At 59.3% G+C, this 20146-nt stretch carries 17 protein-coding genes; 11 read left to right on the top strand and 6 right to left on the bottom strand.

Translation table 11 applies throughout. The features are described from left to right. Positions 1 to 844: phosphoenolpyruvate carboxylase (locus JWQ61_RS17095; RefSeq protein WP_304361579.1), on the bottom strand; the 844-nt coding region annotated here is incomplete at its 3' end. A 174-nt stretch (positions 845 to 1018) separates the two neighbouring features. Here JWQ61_RS17095 and hemC point away from each other — a divergent pair. The 9 genes from hemC (at position 1019) to JWQ61_RS17055 (ending at position 9195) form a co-directional block, all read left to right on the top strand. Beyond that, the gene (gene hemC, locus JWQ61_RS17090; protein WP_304361578.1) at positions 1019 to 1960 is read left to right on the top strand and encodes a hydroxymethylbilane synthase; all 942 of its coding nucleotides are present in this window, start codon (positions 1019 to 1021) and stop codon (positions 1958 to 1960) included. Further along, on the top strand, positions 1960 to 2760 hold the full coding sequence (locus JWQ61_RS17085; protein WP_304361577.1) for a uroporphyrinogen-III synthase: 801 nt from the start codon (positions 1960 to 1962) through the stop codon (positions 2758 to 2760). Before hemC ends, JWQ61_RS17085 begins: the two co-directional genes overlap by 1 nt. Next, positions 2757 to 3938: a uroporphyrinogen-III C-methyltransferase gene (locus tag JWQ61_RS17080; protein WP_304361576.1), complete on the top strand. Its 1182-nt coding sequence runs from the start codon at positions 2757 to 2759 to the stop codon at positions 3936 to 3938. Before JWQ61_RS17085 ends, JWQ61_RS17080 begins: the two co-directional genes overlap by 4 nt. A 4-nt stretch (positions 3939 to 3942) precedes the next feature. After that, entirely contained in the window at positions 3943 to 5139 is a 1197-nt protein-coding gene (locus tag JWQ61_RS17075) for a heme biosynthesis protein HemY (RefSeq protein ID WP_304361575.1), read from the top strand. A gap of 188 nt (positions 5140 to 5327) precedes the next feature. Next, positions 5328 to 6650: a hemolysin family protein gene (locus JWQ61_RS17070; RefSeq protein ID WP_304361574.1), complete on the top strand. Its 1323-nt coding sequence runs from the start codon at positions 5328 to 5330 to the stop codon at positions 6648 to 6650. A 233-nt stretch (positions 6651 to 6883) separates the two neighbouring features. Next, entirely contained in the window at positions 6884 to 7237 is a 354-nt protein-coding gene (locus JWQ61_RS17065) for a hypothetical protein (RefSeq protein ID WP_304361573.1), read from the top strand. A 77-nt stretch (positions 7238 to 7314) separates the two neighbouring features. Beyond that, positions 7315 to 7671, top strand: coding sequence for an energy transducer TonB (locus JWQ61_RS22125; RefSeq protein ID WP_369684908.1), 357 nt, complete (start codon positions 7315 to 7317; stop codon positions 7669 to 7671). A gap of 333 nt (positions 7672 to 8004) precedes the next feature. Continuing rightward, entirely contained in the window at positions 8005 to 8580 is a 576-nt protein-coding gene (locus tag JWQ61_RS17060) for a hypothetical protein (RefSeq protein ID WP_304361572.1), read from the top strand. Positions 8581 to 8682: 102 nt separating this feature from the next. Then, positions 8683 to 9195, top strand: coding sequence for a GNAT family N-acetyltransferase (locus tag JWQ61_RS17055; RefSeq protein WP_304361571.1), 513 nt, complete (start codon positions 8683 to 8685; stop codon positions 9193 to 9195). A 68-nt stretch (positions 9196 to 9263) separates the two neighbouring features. On the opposite strand, the gene JWQ61_RS17050 is transcribed toward JWQ61_RS17055, so the two are convergent. From JWQ61_RS17050 to JWQ61_RS17035, 4 genes are all read right to left on the bottom strand, one after another. After that, complete coding sequence (locus JWQ61_RS17050) at positions 9264 to 9929, bottom strand: glutathione S-transferase family protein (RefSeq protein WP_304361570.1); 666 nt, start codon at positions 9927 to 9929, stop codon at positions 9264 to 9266. A 126-nt stretch (positions 9930 to 10055) separates the two neighbouring features. Continuing rightward, a complete protein-coding gene (locus tag JWQ61_RS17045) occupies positions 10056 to 11012 on the bottom strand; it encodes a hypothetical protein (protein WP_304361569.1) in 957 nt (318 codons plus the stop codon). Between the two features lie 121 nt (positions 11013 to 11133). Then, positions 11134 to 11916: a 3-hydroxybutyrate dehydrogenase gene (locus JWQ61_RS17040; RefSeq protein WP_304361568.1), complete on the bottom strand. Its 783-nt coding sequence runs from the start codon at positions 11914 to 11916 to the stop codon at positions 11134 to 11136. A 30-nt stretch (positions 11917 to 11946) separates the two neighbouring features. Continuing rightward, complete coding sequence (locus JWQ61_RS17035) at positions 11947 to 12687, bottom strand: acetoacetate decarboxylase (RefSeq protein WP_120236508.1); 741 nt, start codon at positions 12685 to 12687, stop codon at positions 11947 to 11949. 568 nt (positions 12688 to 13255) lie between these two features. On the opposite strand from JWQ61_RS17035, the gene JWQ61_RS17030 reads away from it, so the two are divergent. Continuing rightward, complete coding sequence (locus JWQ61_RS17030; RefSeq protein ID WP_304361567.1) at positions 13256 to 14584, top strand: dicarboxylate/amino acid:cation symporter; 1329 nt, start codon at positions 13256 to 13258, stop codon at positions 14582 to 14584. A gap of 80 nt (positions 14585 to 14664) precedes the next feature. On the opposite strand, the gene JWQ61_RS17025 is transcribed toward JWQ61_RS17030, so the two are convergent. After that, entirely contained in the window at positions 14665 to 16353 is a 1689-nt protein-coding gene (locus tag JWQ61_RS17025) for a peptide chain release factor 3 (RefSeq protein ID WP_304361566.1), read from the bottom strand. A 281-nt stretch (positions 16354 to 16634) separates the two neighbouring features. Here JWQ61_RS17025 and hrpA point away from each other — a divergent pair. Continuing rightward, positions 16635 to 20146 (top strand): ATP-dependent RNA helicase HrpA (hrpA, locus tag JWQ61_RS17020; RefSeq protein WP_304361565.1); only part of this gene is annotated, 3512 nt, incomplete at its 3' end.

The raw sequence follows: 20146 nt of genomic DNA, 5'->3' as shown, positions 1-20146 counted from the left end.
TGCCGTCGCGGTCGCCGCCGATCCAGCTGCCCATCTGCACGAAGGGCGCCAGTTCGGCATTGGCGCCGCCGCTGGCCTGGCGTGCGCGGGTCGGAAACTGGGTGGCGATTTCGCCTTCGATGTCGTCGTACAGCGCCGGCAGTTCGCGCAGGAAGGTAATGCGGTAGTAGGACAGGGCATTCTCGATTTCGTCGGCCACCGTCAGCTTGGTATAGCGCAGCATGCGGGTTTGCCACAGGGTGGCGATGCGGCCGCGCAGCAGCTCGGTGTTGTCGCGCAGCTCTTTCGCGGTCAAGGGGCGGTCGCGCTCGGCCAGCAGGCGGGCGATCTCGCGCTCGGCATCGAGGATGCTCTTGCGCTGCACTTCGGTCGGATGGGCGGTCAGGACCGGCGAAATCAAGGCGTCTTTCAGGAAGCTGCGCACGGTGGCGCCGGAAACGCCGGCGTCGTCCAGCTTGCTCAGGGCATGTGCAACGCTGCCGGGCTGGGCCGCCGATCCGGCCAGCAAGTGGGCGCGGCGGCGCCGGTTATGGTGCTGGTCTTCGGCGATATTGGCCAGGTGCGAGAAATAGGAAAACGCGCGCACCACCGAATTGGTCTGGTCGCGCGTGAGCTTTTTCAGCAGCTTGTCGAGATCGGCGCCGGCCTGCGGATCCGATTCGCGCCGGAAGCGCACTGCCGTCTGGCGTATGGTTTCCACTACTTCAAATACCGCGTCGCCCTCCTGATCGCGCAGCACGTCGCCCAGCAAGCGGCCCAGCAGACGGATATCTTCTTTGAGCGGAGCATCTTTATTGGGAGCGGGTTTTTTTACCTGGACAGCAGAATTCAATTGTTTTGCCATAATGAACGAGTGCAATCAGCTTTTCTGGGGTGGGGACGAAGGGTTTGGAACTTGTTAAGCGGGTGCTGTCTATATAAGTCTTTTGATATAAGCTGAACTGAGGCAATGCGCTGGAACAGTACGCGGCACATGCTAAAATCCAAGGCGCTGCCTAGCTAAAATCTGAAAGAACTTGTGTCGAAAATATCCTCCCCTTCCAAGTTGGTGATCGCATCGCGTGAAAGCCCGCTGGCCATGTGGCAAGCGGAACACGTGCGCGAACGGTTATCTGCATTATATCCAGACTGTAATATAGAAATCCTCGGCATGACCACCCGCGGCGATCAAATTCTTGATCGGACCCTGTCCAAGGTCGGCGGCAAGGGCCTGTTCGTCAAGGAACTGGAAGTGGCGATGGCCGAAGGCCGCGCCGACCTGGCGGTGCATTCGCTCAAGGACATGCCGATGGAGCTGCCGCCTGGATTTGTGCTGAGCGCCGTGCTGGAGCGCGAAGATCCGCGCGATGCGTTTGTGTCTAACGACTACGCCAGCCTGGAGCAGCTGCCTGCCGGCGCCATCGTCGGCACCAGCAGCCTGCGCCGCCAGGCCCTGATCGCCGCGCGCTTCCCCTTGCTGCAGATCAAGCCCTTGCGCGGCAACCTCGGCACCCGCCTGGCCAAGCTCGACCGCGGCGAATATGCCGCCATCATCCTGGCCGCGGCCGGCCTCAAGCGGCTTGGCCTGGCCGACCGCATCACGGCCCCGATCGAGCCCGAGCAGAGCTTGCCGGCCCCGGGCCAGGGCGCGATGGCGATCGAGATCCGCGCCGACCGCGCCGACCTGCAGGAAATACTCGCACCCCTGAACCATTTGCCTACGGAACTGGCTGTCACCGCTGAGCGCACCTTGTCGCGCGCCTTCGGCGGCAGCTGCCAGGTGCCGCTGGCGGCGTTCGCCACCATCGACGGTGACCAGATGCGCCTGCGCGCCATGATCGCCACGCCGGACGGCCTGCGGGTCGCCGTTGCCGACGCCAGCGGCGCCGCCGACGCGCCGGAAATGCTGGGAGAAACCATTGCCGCAGCGCTGGAGGCACAGGACGCCGGAGCCATCCTGGCGCTGTGCAAGGAGGCCTAGTGCCGCTAGCGCCACCAGGGGGCGACTCTGCCTTGCGCCCGGTCGTCATCACCAGGCCGCTGCAGCAAGCCTCGGCGCTGGCGCAGCAGATCGCGGCGCGCGGCCGCCAGCCGGTGATTTTCCCCTTGCTGGAAATCCTGCCGCTAAGCGACAGCGCGCCGTTGCAGGCCGTCCTCGGCCGGCTCGCCAGCTTTGCACTGGTGGTGTTTGTCAGCCCGAATGCCATCGACGCTGCGTTTCATCACATCACCGGCTGGCCCGGGCAATTGCCGATCGGCATCGTCGGCGAGGGCAGCAGGGCGGCGCTGGCGCGCCACGGCCTGACGGCGTACAACACTACCATCTTCAGCCCGCCCGATCCGGCCAGGACCGATTCCGAAGGCTTGCTGCAGGCGCTTGACCTGGACACCTTGCGCGGTCGCCAGGTATTGCTGGTGCGCGGTGAAAGCGGCCGCGAATTTTTTGCCGACAGCTTGCTGGCGGCAGGTATCAAGGTGCAGGCCGTGGCCGCCTACCGACGCCAGGCGCCGGTGCTCGATGCGGCCTTGAGAACCCGCTTGCAATTCCTGCTGGATACCGAAAACGACTGGATATTGACCAGCTCGGAAGCGCTCAGGCACCTGGTCGACCTGGTGCAAGCGCTCGCGGGCGGCGCTGGTGTTGCAAAAATCCAACAGCAGAAACTCCTTGTCCCGCATGCCCGTATTGCCGAAACGGCACATGTGCTTGGATTTACTGACGTTACTCTGACCGGCTCAGGCGACGAACGGCTACTCGACGCGTTACAATTCCCGCTATGAACGAATCGATACCCACTCCAGAATCGAACCAGCCTGCTGGTCCTGCCGTCAGCGCCGCGGCATCGCCACCGTCGCAGCCGGTGCTGCAGCCTTACAAGGTCACCCAGGACAAGAGTCCGAAGCGCTCGCTTGGCCTGGTGTACGGCATATTGCTGCTGCTGGCCCTGCTGCTGGCGGCGCAATGGTGGGTGATGCGCAACGAGAACGGCAAGCTGCGCCAGGAACTGGCGCGCCGCCTGCAGGTCGGCGACAGCACCAATACGGAAACCAAGGTGCTGGTGAAGTCGGTGCAGGACGAATCCAAGGAATTGCAAGGCAAGGTCAGCGTGCTGGAAAACAAGCAGGTCGAAGCGCAAAGCCAGCAACTGGCGCTGGAGCAGCTGTATAAAGACCTGTCGCGCAACAGCGACGACTGGACCCTGGCCCAGGTGGAAGACGTGCTGTCGACCGCCAGCCAGCAATTGCAGCTGGCCGGCAACGTCCAGGGCGCATTGATCGCGCTGCAGAATGCCGACAAGAACCTGTCGCGCTCCGACAAACCGCAATTCATCATCGTGCGGCGCGCCATCGCCAGCGACATCGAAAAACTGAAAGCCTTGCCGACGCTGGACGTCACCGGCATCGCCGTGCGCCTCGACAGCATCATCGGCCAGATCGACGGCATGCCCTTGCTGTCCGATGAAAAACCGATCGTCGGCATCAGCAAGCCGAACAACCAGGCCGTGGTCAGCAAGCCAAAGGCCGCGGGTTCCGGCAATATCGCCAAAACCCAGGTGGCGGCGGATGCTGTGGTGACCGACTGGAAGAACAGCCTGAAGGACAAGTGGCAAAGCTGGAGCAGCGAGATGTGGACCGAAATCAGCCAGCTGATCAGGGTGCGCACCGTCGATACCCCTGACGCCTTGCTGTTGTCGCCGACCCAGGCTTATTACGCCCGGGAGAACCTGAAGCTGCGTCTGCTCAATGCCCGCCTCGGCCTGCTGTCGCGCAACGAATCGGCGTTCCGCAGCGACCTGATCGCCGCCCAGGAAACCATCACCAAATATTTCGACACCCGGGCCAAGCAGACCCAGACCGTGCAGACCTTGCTCAAGCAGGTCCAAAGCAGCAATCTTTCGATCACCATGCCGGCGCTGGATAGCCCCGCGGCGATCCGTACTTACAAAGGCAAGCCATAGTCCTATGCGATTCTTTCTCCGGCTTGTTGCTCTGTTTGCAGTCGCCATCGGCCTGGCCGTGCTGGCGCGTTACAACCCCGGTAATGTGGTGATGTTTTTCCCGCCGTACCGGATTGACCTGTCGCTGAATTTTTTCGTCATCTCGCTGGCGATCCTGTTCATCATCCTGTATGTGCTGATCCGGGCGATCCGGGTCACCCAGAAATTGCCGGGGCGGGTGATCGGCTACCGCCGCCACAAACGCGAAACCACCGCCAACAACGCCTTGCGCGATGCGCTCAAGTCCTTGTTCGAAGGACGTTTCGGCCAGGCTGAAAAAGCCGCCACGCGCGCCGCCGAACTGCAGGACAACCTGGGCGTAGCGGCCTTGATCGGCGCCCGCGCCGCCCATCGCATGGGACAGCCTGAACGGCGCGATATCTGGCTGGCCAGCATCGAAGACGACGAACCGCTGAAAACCGCGCGCCTGATCACTACCCTGGACTTGCTGGTGGACGAGCACAAGTCGCAGGAGGCACTGCACACCGTCAATGAACTGAACGCGCGCGGCACACGCCATATCCACGCCTTGCGGCTGGCGCTGAAAGCCAACCAGCAAGCCAAGAACTGGCCCGAAGTGCTGCGCCTGGTGCGTACCCTGAACAAACACGACGCCTTGCATCCGGCCCTGTCGACGCGCCTGCGCGAGCTGGCTTACGACGGCTTGCTGTCGGACGAAGCGCACGACGCCGAATCGATCACCCGGTTGTGGGGCACGGTACCGAACGAAGACCGCACCAAGCCATTCATCGCCATGCGTGGCGCCCAGGCGTTCAACAAGGGCGGTCTGCACGCGGAAGCGCGCGCCCTCGTTGAAAAATCGCTGGCGACAGAGTGGGACCAGCGCTTGCTGGCGGTCTACCGTGACGCTGCCGCGGCTGAGGCATCGCCCGAGCTGTTGTCGCAAATCGAGCACTGCGAACACTGGGCTGTCAGAGCGCCCAACGACCCCGAGCTGGCGCTGACTTTGGGTACATTCTGCTTCAAGCAAAAATTATGGGGCAAGGCCCAGCGCCACCTGGAGCAGGCTTTGTCGGATGCGGTAGCGCCGGCCACGGTGCGCGAAGCGCATCTGAAACTGGGACAATTGCACGAGGCGATCGACCAGCAGGCGCTGGCAGCCGAGCATTATCGCCAGTGTGCGCTGGCCACTACGCTGTAACGGGAACATGGCTGTAGCCTTGCGCTACGCTGAAATGGGGCAGGGTTGATTACGCAGTCTGGGAGCGTAAGACCCTGTCCCTTTTTTCTTGGCCGCTGCTGTTTTCTAAGATGGAATCGCCGTGATTTTGTTGAAAGCACAATCGTCGCCTATACTTGTAATCCGTCATTACCCATGAAAGAGATTCATTGAACAACCTGTTATTGGTTATCGCAGCATTATTTCTGGTAGCACTCAACGGCTTTTTTGTTGCTGCCGAATTCGGTTTAGTCAAATTACGCCAGACCCGTATCCGCGCCATCGCCAAGACCCAAGGCCTGCGCGGGCGCATCCTGGCGATAGTGCATCGCCAGCTGGACGCCTACCTGTCCGCCTGCCAACTCGGTATCACGCTCGCCTCGCTGGGCCTGGGCTGGATCGGCGAACCGGCGTTCGCCAGCCTGCTGCAGCCGGTATTCGGCTGGATCGGCATCAGCTCGCCGGAACTGATACACGGCATTTCCTTCTTCTTCGCTTTCTTCCTGATTTCCTTCCTGCACATCGTGATCGGCGAACTCGCGCCCAAGACCGTCGCGATCCGCAATCCCGAAGTGATAGGACTGTGGTGCGCCTTGCCCCTGTACGGTTTTTATTGGGCCATGTATCCGGCGATCTGGGCGCTCAACGCCAGCGCCAACTGGATCCTGCGCATGGCCGGCCTGGCCGGCGCCCACGGCCACGACGCCCAGTATTCGGCGGATGAGCTGAAACTGATCCTGCGCGGCAGCCACGCCGGCGAAAAATTCAACCGCGACGAATGGAACGTGCTAGCGCAATCGCTGGATTTCAGCGAGCTCGAAGTATCCGACCTGATGCGGCCCATCAACGAGATCACGGCCCTGCACCAGGCGCGCAGTCTGCAGGAAAACCTGCAGACTATCTCTCGCCACCGCTTCAGCCGCTATCCTTATTTCGACCAGAAGGGCATCAATGTGCTGGGCGTGATTCATCTCAAGGATCTGTTCATCGCGCAGCAGGAAGGCAAGTCGATCGAAAGCCTGAACGCTTATCTGCGGCCGGTGGAATACGTATCGTCGCGCATGCCGGCCCTGGAACTGTTCCGCCGCTTCCGCACCGGCTCACCGCATTTCGCCATCATCGGCAAAAAGGGCAGCAAGCCGGAAGGCTTCATCACGCTGGATAACCTGCTGGGCGCGATGGTGGGCGAGATCCGCGACGAATTCCGGCGCAACGACAATGAATGGAGCCGTCTCGACGACGGCACCTTGCTGGGCAAGGGCAGCCTGCCGATCTTCAGCCTGGAGCGGATACTCGGCATCGACGTCGCGATCGAGGGCGACGAAGATGTCGACTCGGTGGGTGGCCTGATCATGGCCAAGCTCGGCGACCTGCCGCATGAAGGACAGAAAATCGAATTCGACGGCTTTGACATCGTGGTCAAGAAAATGAACGGGCCGCGGATCGTGCTGGTCAAGGTCTATCCGGCGTCGCGTACGGTTGATGCTGAATAGGCATTCTGCTGATTGCGATCACATCGAAGAATCTTTATAGTTGTATCGTCCCTGAAAAAGAAGGGACCGGGTTTGACAGCCTGAATTGCAAAAGCACACGAGCCGCGCCATGCGGTGGTGGGGAGCCTTAGGGCTGCTGGTTTTACTCTTTGCACCGGTCTGTCAACCTTGCCATTTGCCATCCTCTCAGTCTGAATGTGGAAAGCGGCCTCACAGCAACTCTGGAGATCGCTATGACCTGCATCAACACGTCCCCTCAATTTTCGCAAACAACCGCTCGATCAGAACATCAGCCTTTTTCTTTATTGGCCGACGAGCTGCGGTTCGATACGTCGGCGCAATTCACGGCGCTTGCGCTGGATTTGAGCCTGGGTATCAAAACCTGCTTGTCGCTGATTCACGCCAGCCATCTAGCGCGCGAGGAGGGCGATGGTGCTTGTCCGCCTATTCTCAATGTGGCCGATACCGAGAGTCTGACGCGGATGGCGATGGCTGCGGCCGGAGTGTTGTCTGAGCGCGCCGGGAGTCATATTGATATTCTCAACGCTTTGCACGTGAAGGCCGGGGAGCAGGTGCTGTCTAATTGAGTTTACTATTGCATATAGTATAAGATAGTTGCAGAAGCGAAATTTATCCAATATCTTTACTCTTACCTGAAGATTCTATGCGCCTGAAAATAATCACGATTTCCATTGCGGTAAGTCTGCTCATTGGGGCCTGTAGTACTCCATCGAACAACGTGATAACGACAAGAGCCAAGACGAAGCCATCTACTTGTGGACGACCCGCCTATCCGAGAGCGTCTTTGGTTGCTAAAGAAACTGGAGTTGTGGATGTGAGCCTGCATATCTCCAAAGAAGGACGAGTTATAGAAACAAAAATCGCGAGCTCTAGTGGACATAAAAGATTAGATTCAACAGCCGCTCAAGCAATGAGAGCGTGCGAATTTGTTCCTGCCACAGTGAATGGTGTAGCTGTAGATTCGTGGGAAAAAATGAGATGGATTTGGCGCACTGAATAAAGACAGAAAATGCAAGCATCGTCTATCTGATTTGACGTGAATTTCTGAGCGTACGAGGTAAGGGAGTAAATATGGGGCTTGGAAATTCAATCTCCGAAAAGACGAGGGTCAGGTCTTGCAGTGACACATCCATGTTTGCAAGCTTGAGGAGTCCGGGGCTTCACAAGCGGATTACGATCTTGCAACGGCTCAGCGGGAATAACTACATGATGTTCGCCAGTATGCCATTGCAAATTCTAACCCCGGCCCCGTGCACTGATGCAGGAATACAATCTGGTGCGGTGATGCACATGCCTCGCACAAAATTCGCTATCTTTATCGGGGATTCACTTCGTGCATAAACTCATCGCCCGCACTTTTCTATTTCTATTCCTTACTGCCTGTGCATTTTGTACGAGCGCTTCAGAAAGAGAAGTTGTCGCAAAAATCTACGGGCAAGCCATCTATCGCGACCAATTGCAAGATAACGGCAGGAACCTCGAGTCGCTGCTGACTGTTCCCTTGTTTGAGCATTTTTCCGCCGAGAATAACATCCGCGCGACCGAATCAGAGATCGACGAATTCATCGCAGCGACTGCAGGCATATCACCTCCCGCCACGTTTGCCGAGCAACGCGCTGCCATGCATGACATGGCCAAGAATTTCGTGCTCGGCTGGAAAGTTAACAAGGCGCTTTACAAAAAATATGGCGGCGACGTAATCTTCCAGCAAGCCAATCCATTGGAGCCGGTCGGGGCCGAGCGTCGTTTCCTGGAAGAGCAGGAAAAATCCGGTGCTTTCCAGATCCTGGATGCCAAAGAACGTGCGAAATTCTTTGAATACTATGTTCGGCCACAACACTTCGTGATTCCACCGTCCAAGGTAAACTACGATTTGCCTTGGTGGAGGGGAGTAAAGTCGAGACAGTAAAGCCTGCCGTTATTGAATATCTTTGATAAAGTCATCCCACTTGAAAGGTCGCAATCGACCAGAAGCGGCAGGTCGCAAGTCCTCGCTCAATACTGAAAAATCATGGTTACTCTTGAAACAAAACGGTTGAAATTGATTCCACTTTCCGACGAACACCTTGCTGGCTTAACAGCGATTAATAGTGACCCAGAGGTCATGACTTACATCGGCAGCGGCATCCCAATGTCTGAGATCGAAAGCCAAGCAATGATCGATCGCGTAAAACCGAGATGGACCTCGCACGGATTCTCATGGTGGAGTGTTTTCCGTAAAGACGACAATCTGATGATTGGTGCTGCCACATTGCAGCCATTGGCTGCTCAGACAGGTGCCGTCCCGGAAATCGGTTGGCGATTAAGGCGGGACTGTTGGGGAAAGGGCTATGCGACTGAAGCCGCTGAACGGATCGTTTTGTTCGCAAGAGAACTGGGCATTCCTGAAGTGGTGGCCGTGGCAAATCCTGGCAATATTGCCTCCATTGCGGTGATGAAACGGCTTGGCATGCGGTATCGCGGCATCGAAACCCATTACAACGTTCCATGCGCAGTCTACCAAGCAAGCCTAAGTGTCGAATGACTGTCCGCAACGGGGCGAATTGAGCCCGTACGACCGGCTATGCGTAAGGGTACGACACGTCAGTTTTTTCAGGCGGTCGGCGGCTTGCCAGTGAAAACCGCCAATTGAGCGTCGAAAGCGCGCTTGTAAGCGGGCCGCACTTCGCCCTGGGCGACATAGGCGGAGAGGTTCGGATATTCGCCCAGCATGCCCGATGGTTTCAACCTGAGCAGCACCGTCACCATCATCAGGTCGCCCGCACTGAACGAACCATCTAGCCATTCGGCATCGCCAAGGCGATCGGAAAGTTCGCCCAGCCGGTCACGGATGCGATTCTTGACGAGAGGCAGGCGCTGTTCGTACCAGGTCTGGTCGCCTTCCAGGAACTTGGCGGTTTGGAGATCAAGAATTGGCGGCTCAACGGTATTGAGCGCGGCAAACATCCATGTGATCGCGCGTGCGCGGGCATTCGCATTGTCAGGTAGCAGGCCTGCATGGCGCTCTGCGATATGGAACACGATCGCCCCCGATTCGAACAAGGCAAGATCGCCTTCTTCATAGGTCGGAATCTGCCCGAAAGGATGAAGCGCTCGATGCGCAGGTTCCTTCATCGCACCGAACGAAACCAGGCGAACCTCGTAAGGTTGGCCGACTTCTTCAAACGCCCAGCGAACGCGCATGTCGCGCGCAAGCCCCTTGCCGCCGTCGGGCGACCGTTCAAAGACCGTAATAGTGGGGATCATTGGAAGGGACATGGTGATTTCTCCTTTGCTGGATGTCTCGTTGAGTGCCGGATACGGATTTTTTACCGCTCACTTACTAGACGTTCGAGATAGGGCTAAATCGACATCCCTGAACTATTTTTTTGCTAGTTCTCAAATCTACGGAAAAATCGCCCCCAGCCTTACCGCCCATCCCGCCATTGGCGTACCCGACCAGGCATTCCGGTTAAACAGGTAAAGCCGCTGGCTGCGCAGCTTGTTCGGCCAGGGTTGTTCATCCAGCGACAAGCCTAGGCTAGGCTGGCATTCCGGGCGCGGGAAGCGGCCTTCGTGATTCAGTACGTCGCGCATGCGGCCGGCGTCGCCGGTCATACGGAACGCGATCGGGACCACTTCGTCGGCCGGCAGGTCGGCCAGCCAGGCGTCGCCCACGCACCATGAGGCCAGCGCCGTGATCGACAAGGCGACATTGGCCGGCAGGGCGTCGCGGCTGCGTTTGACGACATCCGCCAGGAACGGCTTCTGGCTATGCATGACTTCGAAATCCAGCTGCACCACCTGGCTCGGACTGCGGGTCGCGGCGGCTACCACGGCGTTGACGATAGTCTTTTTCTGTTTTTCGTTCAGCTGCGGTTTACGCGCACCGCGCGCCATGTCGATATGGACGATGGTGACCAACGGCGCTTTTTGCTGCACGCCGTTTTGCGCGTACCAGGCCGGCGGCAGCTGCAAGGGCTGCTGGCGGCGGCGCACGGTGGCGCTGCCGTCGCGCAGCAGGATTGTGGTGTCCAGCACAGCGACGCCCATGCGCTGGTCCTGGATGGACGGCGCCGGCTGATTATCGGCGCTGCCTTTCAGCGTTGCCTGGCGTGCACTGCCGCTGATCCAGGCGCGGACGTCGTCCGGCCGTTCTCCTACCCACAGCATCAGCGGCGGCAAAGCCGACAACGCAGCCTGACGGCTGGCGAACGCCGGCGCTGCTTCTGCTGCGGCCGGTTTGGCCGGTTCGGTTTTGGCGAGCAGGGCGCTGCTGCCGGCCAGCAGCAACAGGCAGGACAGGCAATGCTTCAGGCGCAGGCGCGAGGCCGGCTTCGACAGGAAATAAGTTGTGCTCAAGATGACTTTCAGGATTGAGTGCGGCTGCCGGATTGCACCTGACAAAAAGGGCAAGACGCGTTGTTTTCCCGTCTTACCCTTCTGGTTTGCTCTTCTGGTCTGGTTCGGCTACCGCAAGCTGTTACTGCATGAACCAGCCGTGGCTGACCACGATCGATTGCCCGGTCAGCGCATTGGATTCGAAGCCGCCGAGGAAGATCGCGGTTTGCGCGACGTCGTGGGTGGTGGTGAATTCGCCGTCCACAGTGTCTTTCAGCATCACGGTCTTGATCACTTGCTCTTCGGTGATGCCGAGTTCCTTGGCTTGCTCGGGAATCTGCTTTTCCACCAATGGCGTGCGGACGAAACCTGGGCAGATGACGTTGGCGCGGATCTTGTCTTTCGCACCTTCCTTGGCCACTACTTTCGCCAGGCCGATCAGGCCGTGCTTGGCGGTGACGTACGGCGCTTTCAGCGGCGAACCTTCGTGCGAGTGCACCGAACCCATGTAGATGATGGCGCCGCCATTGCCCTTCTTGATCATTTCGCGCATGGCCGCGCGGGTGGTCAGGAAGGCGCCGTCGAGATGGATAGCCAGCATTTTTTTCCAGTTGTCCAAAGTCGAATCGACCACCGGGGCGATGATCTGGATGCCGGCGTTGCTGATCAGGACGTCGATGCTGCCGTAGGCAGCAACCGCATCGGCGATGCCCTTGTCGACCTGCGCTTCGTCGGTGACGTTCATGGCGACCGCCATGGCGATGCCGCCGGACTGGCTGATCTCGTTGGCGGTGGCGGTGGCGGCGTCGAGCGCCAGGTCGGCGATCACGACCTTGGCGCCGGCGCGTGCGTATTCGATGGCGATTTCCTTGCCGATGCCGCTGGCGGAACCGGTAATCAGGGCAACTTTATCTTTGAGTGACATGGCTATTCCTTTACTTGTTTATTGACGTACTTATTTGGCGAGGTAATCAAAAGCGACCGTGCCCAGCGGCAGAGTCAGGTCGGTCAGGATATGTACTGCGGAGATAACTTCCAGCACCGGCAGGTCGGCGATCGGGGCCAGCGCATGCGGATGCAAGTCTAGCGCGCCAGGGCCGCTCCAGGCACCTTTGACGGTGATGTCGGTCAAGCTGTACTGTACCAGTTCGCAGATGCGCGGAGTGCCGTCCACATGCGGGATGATTTTCAGGAGGAAGCTGGGCGCTTCCAGCGATTTTTTTACCGCGGCGCTGTCGAGTGTCTTGTGCTTGTAGCCCATGGTGCCGGTGGCGATGCGGAAATCGCTGTAGTCCAGCGTGCCCATCAGGGTGTCGGTATGCACCTGCAGTTCCGGGCTGCCGAGCTTTTTAGGGAAACCCCACAATTCACGGCCGCCGGCGATCGGCGGGTGATCGTTCAGGTACATATTGTGGACATAACCGCCGGCTACGCCGTCCAGGGTTACCGGTATGACCTGTCCCGATTCGCAGTAATGGCCAAAGCCGGTCGAGTCAGGCATCTTGATGAATTCGAACTTGACGATGGGCTCGACGAACTGCAGCGGCGCCGGAATCATTTTCTTGAGAGCTTCCGGGTCGGTGCGGTAGGTGATGATCAGGAATTCGCGGTCGACGAAACGGTAGGGGCCGGGTGGAAAGGCCGGATTGTGGATCGGCATTGCAAAGGCGTTGTCGCGTACTTCGTTTTCAGTCATGTTTCTTCCTCGCTATGAAAGGACTTGCTGTAATACGGCTTGTCTGAGACAGGTGAAACGGGGGAAAGGTTGCCTTTACTTTTCCGCGCATTTCACCAGGCAAAAACTCCGGCCTCGGCGCAAACCGCAGGATTGGTAAAAAAACAATCCAACCATATATACGTCTGCACTTAAGCAATGTACTTAAGCAAGATACACACCCAATATGACAAGACTATCTCTGGTATTGCCTGATAAATATCCCATGAGGAATTTACTTAAAGATCAATACAGAACAGAATGATGATCAAGGTTGCCAATTCAAGAGATTGCGGCAAACGTATCGAACAATGATTGCACAAAATGCAATTTCATGCCGGCGAGTGCAAATAAGCTTGAGTGATGTTAGCGTTATCAGCTAAAGTTGCGCTCTTTTTTCCAGCTTTTCCTGTCCGGCACCATCCAGGAAAGACGAGAGGACAAGACCGCCGATGGACGTAGGCGGTATGATCAGCACCGGCTGCATGTGCGCAATACAATGACCAGCAGCGATATTCTAAAAAAAACGTAATCTAATTGGAGAGGACAAATGGCAAAACCAGCGCTCTACAAATCCCTTTATGTGCAAGTATTGACCGCCATCGTGATCGGCGTCCTGCTTGGACATTTTTATCCGGAAACCGGCGCCGCAATGAAGCCGCTCGGCGACGGTTTCATCAAGCTGATCAAGATGATCATCGCACCGGTGATTTTCTGCACCGTGGTGATCGGCATCGCCGGCATGGAAGACATGAAAAAAGTCGGCAAGACCGGCGGCCTGGCCCTGCTGTATTTTGAAATCATGAGCACCGTGGCCCTGATCCTCGGCCTGGTAGTGGTCAATGTCTGGCATCCGGGCACCGGCATGCACGTCGACCTCAGCTCGCTCGACACCAAGAGCATCGCGGCCTACACCGGCCCGGGCAAGATGGAATCGACCAGCGACTTCCTGTTTCATATCATCCCGAGCAGCTTTGTCGATGCGTTCGCCAAGAACGAAATCCTGCAGGTGCTGCTGATTGCGATCCTGTTCGGCTTTGCGCTGCATAAATTCGGCGGCCGCGGCACTTTGGTGTTCGATTTCGTCGAAAAATTCTCGCATGTGCTGTTCGGCATGGTCGCCCTGATCATGAAGGTCGCTCCCATCGGCGCCTTCGGTGCGATGGCGTTCACCATCGGCAAATACGGCGTCGGCTCCCTGTTGTCGCTGGGCCAGCTGATGGGCGCGTTCTACCTGACCTGCCTGCTGTTCATCTTCGGTGTGCTGGGCGTGGTGGCGCGGGTGCACGGTTTCAGCATCTGGAAGTTCGTCAAGTACATCAAGGAAGAACTGCTGATCGTGCTCGGCACCTCGTCCTCGGAATCAGTGCTGCCGCGCCTGATGGGCAAGATGGAAAACCTGGGCGCCAAGAAATCGGTGGTCGGCCTGGTGATCCCGACCGGTTATTCATTCAACCTGGACGGCACGTCGATCTACCTGACGATGGCGGCGGTATTCATCGCCCAGGCTACCGATACGCCGATGAGCCTGTTCCAGCAGCTGACCTTGCTGGCAGTCTTGCTGCTGACTTCCAAGGGCGCAGCCGGCGTCACCGGCAGCGGCTTCATCGTGCTGGCGGCGACCTTGTCGGCTGTCGGCCACGTGCCGGTTGCCGGCCTGGCGCTGATCCTGGGCATCGACCGTTTCATGTCGGAAGCGCGCGCGCTGACCAACACCATCGGCAACGGCGTGGCGACTATCATCGTGGCGAAGTGGACCGGTGAGCTGGATGAGCAGCAATTGCATCGCCAGCTGGATAACAAGGGCATCGATGCGGAGCAGGAACTGGCCAAGCACGACGCTGCGGTTGAGCAGGCGGATCAGAGCAGCCATTCGTAAGTTTGTTTTCAGGGATAGCACCCTGAAATGAAAAAAAGGAGATGCATGTGCATCTCCTTTTTTTATGTCCGCTAGCCGGCTCAGTTCAGCTTGACTGCATGCTCCCGCGTTTCATGGAACACCACCTGCGGCCAGCGCTCCTGCGTCAGGCGCAGGTTCACGCCTGAGGTCGCCAGGTATGCCATGTTGCCGGCGGCGTCGTAAGCGACATTATGGCCGGCCGAGGATTTCTCGAAATCGGCCAGGATCTTCTTGTCGTCGCAGGTGATCCAGCGTGCGCTGCTGATGCTGGTGCCTTCGAATACCGCATCGACGCCATACTCGTTGAGCAGGCGGCTGGCCACCACTTCGAACTGCAGCACGCCGACGCCGCCCAGCACCAGGTCGCTGCTGGTGACCGGCTTGAAGACCTGGATCGCGCCTTCTTCGCCGAGCTGCTGCAAGCCTTTGTGCAATTGCTTGATCTTGAGCGGGTTGCGGATCCGCACCGAGCGGAAGAAGTCCGGCGCGAAGTAGGGGATGCCGGTGAACTGCAGCAGTTCGCCCTCGGAGAAGCTGTCGCCGATCTGCATGTTGCCGTGGTTGGGCAGGCCGATGATGTCGCCGGCGTAGGCTTCTTCCACCTGCTCGCGGCTGGAGGCCATGAAGGTCACCACGTTCGATACCTTGATTTCGCGGTTCAGGCGCAGGTGCTTGATTTTCATGCCGCGCTGGAAATGGCCGGAGCAGACGCGCAGGAAAGCGATGCGGTCGCGGTGCGCCGGGTCCATGTTGGCCTGGATCTTGAACACGAAACCGGAGAAGCTGGCTTCTTTCGGTTCTACGGTGCGCACGGTGGCGTCGCGCGAGCCTGGCGGCTGCGCCCAGTCGATCAGCGCATTGAGGATTTCGCGGATACCGAAGTTGTTGATGGCGGAGCCGAAGAATACCGGGGTCTGCACGCCGGCCAGGAAAGCTTCCTGGTCGAACGGATGGGAAGCGCCGTGCACCAGTTCGACTTCCATCCGCAGTTGTTCGATTTCGCGCGGGAACATTTCGTCCAGGCGCGGATTGCCGATGCCCTTGATGACTTCAAACGTCTGGTCAGCCTTGTCGTTGCCGGCGGCGAACAGCAGGATCTCGTCGCGCAGCAGGTGATACACGCCGCGGAAGGTCTTGCCCATGCCGATCGGCCAGGTCACCGGCGCGCACTGGATTTTCAGCACCGATTCCAGCTCGTCCAGCAGATCCAGCGGATCGCGGGTTTCGCGGTCCATCTTGTTCATCAAGGTGATGATCGGGGTGTTGCGCATGCGGCAGACGTTGAGCAGCTTGATGGTCTGGGTTTCGACGCCCTTGGCGGCGTCGATCACCATCAGCGCCGAGTCGACCGCGGTCAGCACGCGGTAGGTATCTTCCGAGAAGTCCTGGTGGCCCGGGGTGTCTAGCAGGTTGACCACGTGGTCGCGGTATTCGAACTGCATGACCGAGCTGGCGACCGAAATGCCGCGCTGCTTTTCGATGTCCATCCAGTCCGAGGTGGCGTGGCGGCCGCTCTTGCGGCCCTTGACGGTGCCTGCCAGCTGGATCGCGCCCGAAAACAGCAGCAGCTTTTCAGTCAGTGTGGTTTTGCCGGCATCCGGGTGGGAAATGATGCCGAACGTGCGGCGGCGCGCCACTTCGCTGGCGATCTGTTCGACGGAGACGTTGTGGGCGACGACGTCGGCGTTATCGGCCGCGCCATTGTCAACGCCACTAAGGTTCGGCTGCTCGGAGACGGGTTCTTGCATGATGCGTGGTTCAGGCGGTCTCGGCCGCCTGCCTTGAGAATAATGAATGCGGGAAAAAGAGAAGCTGCCTGCCGGCTGTTGTTGCAGCCGCATATTGGCAGTTTCGATAACCCTCGATTATAGCGTATGTCGTGTGCCGCCAGCATTGACAAAACGGCCATGGCTGAAGGTTGTTCGAGGTTGCTATTTCAGATATTGTCGTTCTAATAATTATGGCCTGGGCAAAACAGTTGATGATATGCAGCGGCTCCAGCTATGGCGGTCTGTATAATTCCATCCTCATGTCAGTATCAGAATCCAACAAACCATCGCGGTCAGCAGACCGCCCAAGTTCCCAGCGCAGTGCTGGCCGCCCATCCCAGCCGCGTCAGGAGTCCGTACGGCCGTTGCCTGAACGCAATCCTTTGCCGCCGGTCGTGTTCCCCGAGGAACTGCCGGTTTCCGGCAAGCGCGGCGAAATTTCGGCGGCGATCGCGGCCAACCAGGTGGTCATCGTTTGTGGCGAAACCGGTTCGGGTAAAACCACCCAGCTGCCGAAGATTTGCCTGGAGCTGGGGCGCGGCCAGGCCGGCCTGATCGGCCATACCCAGCCGCGCCGGATCGCCGCGTCCTCGACCGCCAAGCGCATCGCCCAGGAGCTCAACTCGCCGCTGGGCGAACACGTCGGCTACAAGGTGCGTTTCAACGACACCCTGACCAAGGGCGCCTGGATCAAGCTGATGACCGACGGCATCCTGCTGGCCGAGACCCAGACCGATCCCTTGCTGCGCCAGTACGACACCATCATCATCGATGAAGCGCATGAGCGCAGCCTGAACATCGATTTCCTGCTGGGCTACCTGAAGCAGCTGCTGCCGAAGCGTCCGGACCTGAAAATCATCATCACTTCGGCCACCATCGATGCCGATCGTTTCGCCCGCCATTTCGGCACGGCGGACAAGCCGGCGCCGGTGATCGAAGTGTCCGGCCGCCTGTACGCCGTCGAAGTGCGTTACCGGCCGGTCGACAATGCCGACCGCAGCGGCCTCAATCCCGCCGCTGCCGCGGCCAAGCCGAATGCGCCGCAAAACGCGGCCCAGCGCGACCGCGAGCAACGCGACCTGATGGATGCAGTGGTGGACGCGGTAGACGAGCTGGCGCGCATCGGCTCCGGCGATGTGCTGGTGTTCCTGCCGGGCGAACGCGAAATCCGCGATACCGCCGAAGCACTGCGCAAGCACCATCCGGCTCACGTTGAAATCCTGCCTTTGTTCGCCCGCCTGTCGGCGCAGGAGCAGGAACGCGTATTCAAACCATCCAATGCGCGCCGCATCGTGCTGGCGACCAATGTGGCCGAAACTTCGCTGACCGTGCCGGGCATCCGCTATGTGGTGGATGCCGGCCTGGCGCGGGTGAAACGCTACAGCTACAGGAACAAGGTCGAGCAGTTGCAGATCGAGCCGATTGCGCAGTCGGCGGCCAACCAGCGCGCCGGCCGTTGCGGCCGGGTAGCCGCCGGCGTCTGCATTCGCCTGTATGAAGAACAGGATTACCTGCAGCGGCCGAAATTCACCGAGCCGGAAATCATGCGTTCGTCGCTGGCTTCGGTCATCTTGCGAATGAAATCGCTGCACCTGACGGATGTCGAAACCTTCCCGTTCATCGAACCGCCGCCGGGCCGCGCCATCGCCGACGGCTACCAGCTGCTGCAGGAGCTGGGCGCGGTCGACGACAACAACCAGCTGACCAAGACCGGCCGCCAGCTGGCCAAGCTGCCGCTCGATCCGCGCGTCGGCCGCATGATCCTGGCGGCGCTGGACAATGTCTGCCTGAGCGAAATGCTGGTCATCGCCGCCGCCTTGTCGGTGCAGGATCCGCGCGACCGGCCGCTGGAAGCGCAGGGCGCAGCCGACCAGGCACACAAGAAATTCGCCGATGAAAAATCTGAATTCCTGAGTTACCTCAAGATCTGGAAATGGTTCGAAGACGCGATCGAGCACAAGAAGACCAACCGCCAGCTGATGGACAATTGCCGCGCCAATTTCCTGTCGCAACTACGCTTGCGCGAATGGCGCGATGTCCATTCGCAGCTGCTGACGATCGTGCGCGAGCAAGGCTGGCGTTTGAACGAAGCACCGGCGACTTACGAACAGCTGCATTGCGCGTTGCTGACCGGTTTGCTCGGCAACGTCGGTTTCAAGGCTGACGAAGATTCGCATTACCTGGGCGCGCGCGCTATCAAGTTCTACCTGTGGCCGGGTTCGCATTTGTCGAAGAAGGCCGGCAAATGGGTGATGGCGGCCGAACTGGTCGACACCAGCCGCCTGTATGCACGCTGCATCTCCCAGATCCAGCCGGAATGGCTGGAGAAGGTCGGCGCCCACCTGCTGAAGAAATCGTACGGCGAGCCGCGCTGGGAAAAACGCACGGCGCAGGTCTCGGCCTCGGAGCGCGCTACCTTGTACGGGCTGGTGGTGTACAGCCAGCGCCGCATCAATTTCGGCCTGATCAATCCGCAGGAGGCGCGCGAGATTTTCATCCGCGATGCGCTGGTCGGCGGCGAGTTCGAGACCCGGGCGCCGTTCTTTGCGCACAACCAGAAGCTGATCCGCGAGATCGAAAACCTGGAGCACAAGTCGCGCCGGCTGGATGTGCTGGTGGATGACGAGCTGATTGCGGCGTTCTACGACAAGCTGGTCCCGGCCGATATCTGCAACGGCATCACGTTTGAAAAATGGCACAAGGACATGAGCGTGCAGACGCCCAAGCTGCTGTTCCTCAACCGCGACGACCTGATGCGGCATGAAGCGGCCGGCATCACCACCGAGCTGTTCCCGAAAGTGATGCGGGTGGCCGGCATCGAAATGGCTTTGTCCTATCACTTCGAACCAGGCACGCCGCGCGACGGCGTGACGCTGACGGTGCCGCTGTATGCGCTGAACCAGGTGTATGTCGACCGCTGCGACTGGCTGGTGGCTGGCATGCTGAAGGAGAAAGTCCATCTGCTGCTGAAATCCTTGCCGCAAAAGATACGCCGCAATTGCGTGCCGCTGCCCGACTACGCCGCCGGTTTCTGCGAGCGGATACAGGCGCGCCATGTGTTCGGCCACGGCAACCTGCTGGATGCCCTGATGGCGGACATCCGTACCGAAACCACCGTTGCCGCGCGCAGCACCGATTTCAAGCTGGAAACCTTGCCGGCCCATCATTCGATGAATTTCAAGGTGGTCGACGAGCATGGCCGCCAGCTCGACATGGGACGCAACCTGGCTGCCTTGCAGGCCGAATTCGGCGGGCAGGCGCGCGAGAGTTTCCAGCGTCTGGCGAGCGTGACGGTGACCGACGAGGCGTCGGCCCCGGCGAACGATGAAGTGCAATCAACGGGGAAAACGGCAGCGCCGACGGCAACTCGTGTTACCGCCCAGCCGGCAGCGAAGGCCCCCGACAGCGCCAATGCGCAGTTCAGCAACCTGACCGCCTGGACCTTCGGCGAACTGCCCGAACTGCTGGAAATCCAGCAGGGCAAGCAGACCTTGATCGGCTTTCCGGCGCTGGTGGACAGGGGCACGCATTGCGACCTGGAAGTCTTCGACGATCCGAACGAGGCGGTGCGGATCCATCATCTTGGCCTGCGCCGGCTGTTCGCCTTGCAGCTCAAGGAACAGTTGAAATTCCTCGAGAAAAACATCCCCGGCTTGCAGCAGATGGGCATGCAGTTCCTGGCGCTGGGATCGCAGGAAGAACTGCGCGACCAGATCATCCATGCCGGACTGGAGCGCGCCTGCCTGCAGCTGCCGTTGCCGCGGACTGCGGC

Source organism: Collimonas fungivorans (genome assembly GCF_028292705.1).
Lineage (GTDB): Bacteria > Pseudomonadota > Gammaproteobacteria > Burkholderiales > Burkholderiaceae_D > Collimonas > Collimonas fungivorans_B.
This window is presented reverse-complemented; position numbering and strand designations above follow the sequence as displayed.

What these genes read in the sequence shown, in the direction of transcription:
- JWQ61_RS17025 (WP_304361566.1), bottom strand. Translation starts at nt 16,353, where the DNA reads ATGCAAGAACCCGTCTCCGAGCAGCCGAACCTTAGTGGCGTTGACAAT.
- JWQ61_RS17080 (WP_304361576.1), top strand. Translation starts at nt 2,757, where the DNA reads ATGAACGAATCGATACCCACTCCAGAATCGAACCAGCCTGCTGGTCCT.
- JWQ61_RS17065 (WP_304361573.1), top strand. Translation starts at nt 6,884, where the DNA reads ATGACCTGCATCAACACGTCCCCTCAATTTTCGCAAACAACCGCTCGA.
- JWQ61_RS17055 (WP_304361571.1), top strand. Translation starts at nt 8,683, where the DNA reads ATGGTTACTCTTGAAACAAAACGGTTGAAATTGATTCCACTTTCCGAC.
- JWQ61_RS17030 (WP_304361567.1), top strand. Translation starts at nt 13,256, where the DNA reads ATGGCAAAACCAGCGCTCTACAAATCCCTTTATGTGCAAGTATTGACC.
- JWQ61_RS17035 (WP_120236508.1), bottom strand. Translation starts at nt 12,687, where the DNA reads ATGACTGAAAACGAAGTACGCGACAACGCCTTTGCAATGCCGATCCAC.
- JWQ61_RS17075 (WP_304361575.1), top strand. Translation starts at nt 3,943, where the DNA reads ATGCGATTCTTTCTCCGGCTTGTTGCTCTGTTTGCAGTCGCCATCGGC.
- JWQ61_RS22125 (WP_369684908.1), top strand. Translation starts at nt 7,315, where the DNA reads ATGCGCCTGAAAATAATCACGATTTCCATTGCGGTAAGTCTGCTCATT.
- JWQ61_RS17050 (WP_304361570.1), bottom strand. Translation starts at nt 9,929, where the DNA reads ATGTCCCTTCCAATGATCCCCACTATTACGGTCTTTGAACGGTCGCCC.
- JWQ61_RS17040 (WP_304361568.1), bottom strand. Translation starts at nt 11,916, where the DNA reads ATGTCACTCAAAGATAAAGTTGCCCTGATTACCGGTTCCGCCAGCGGC.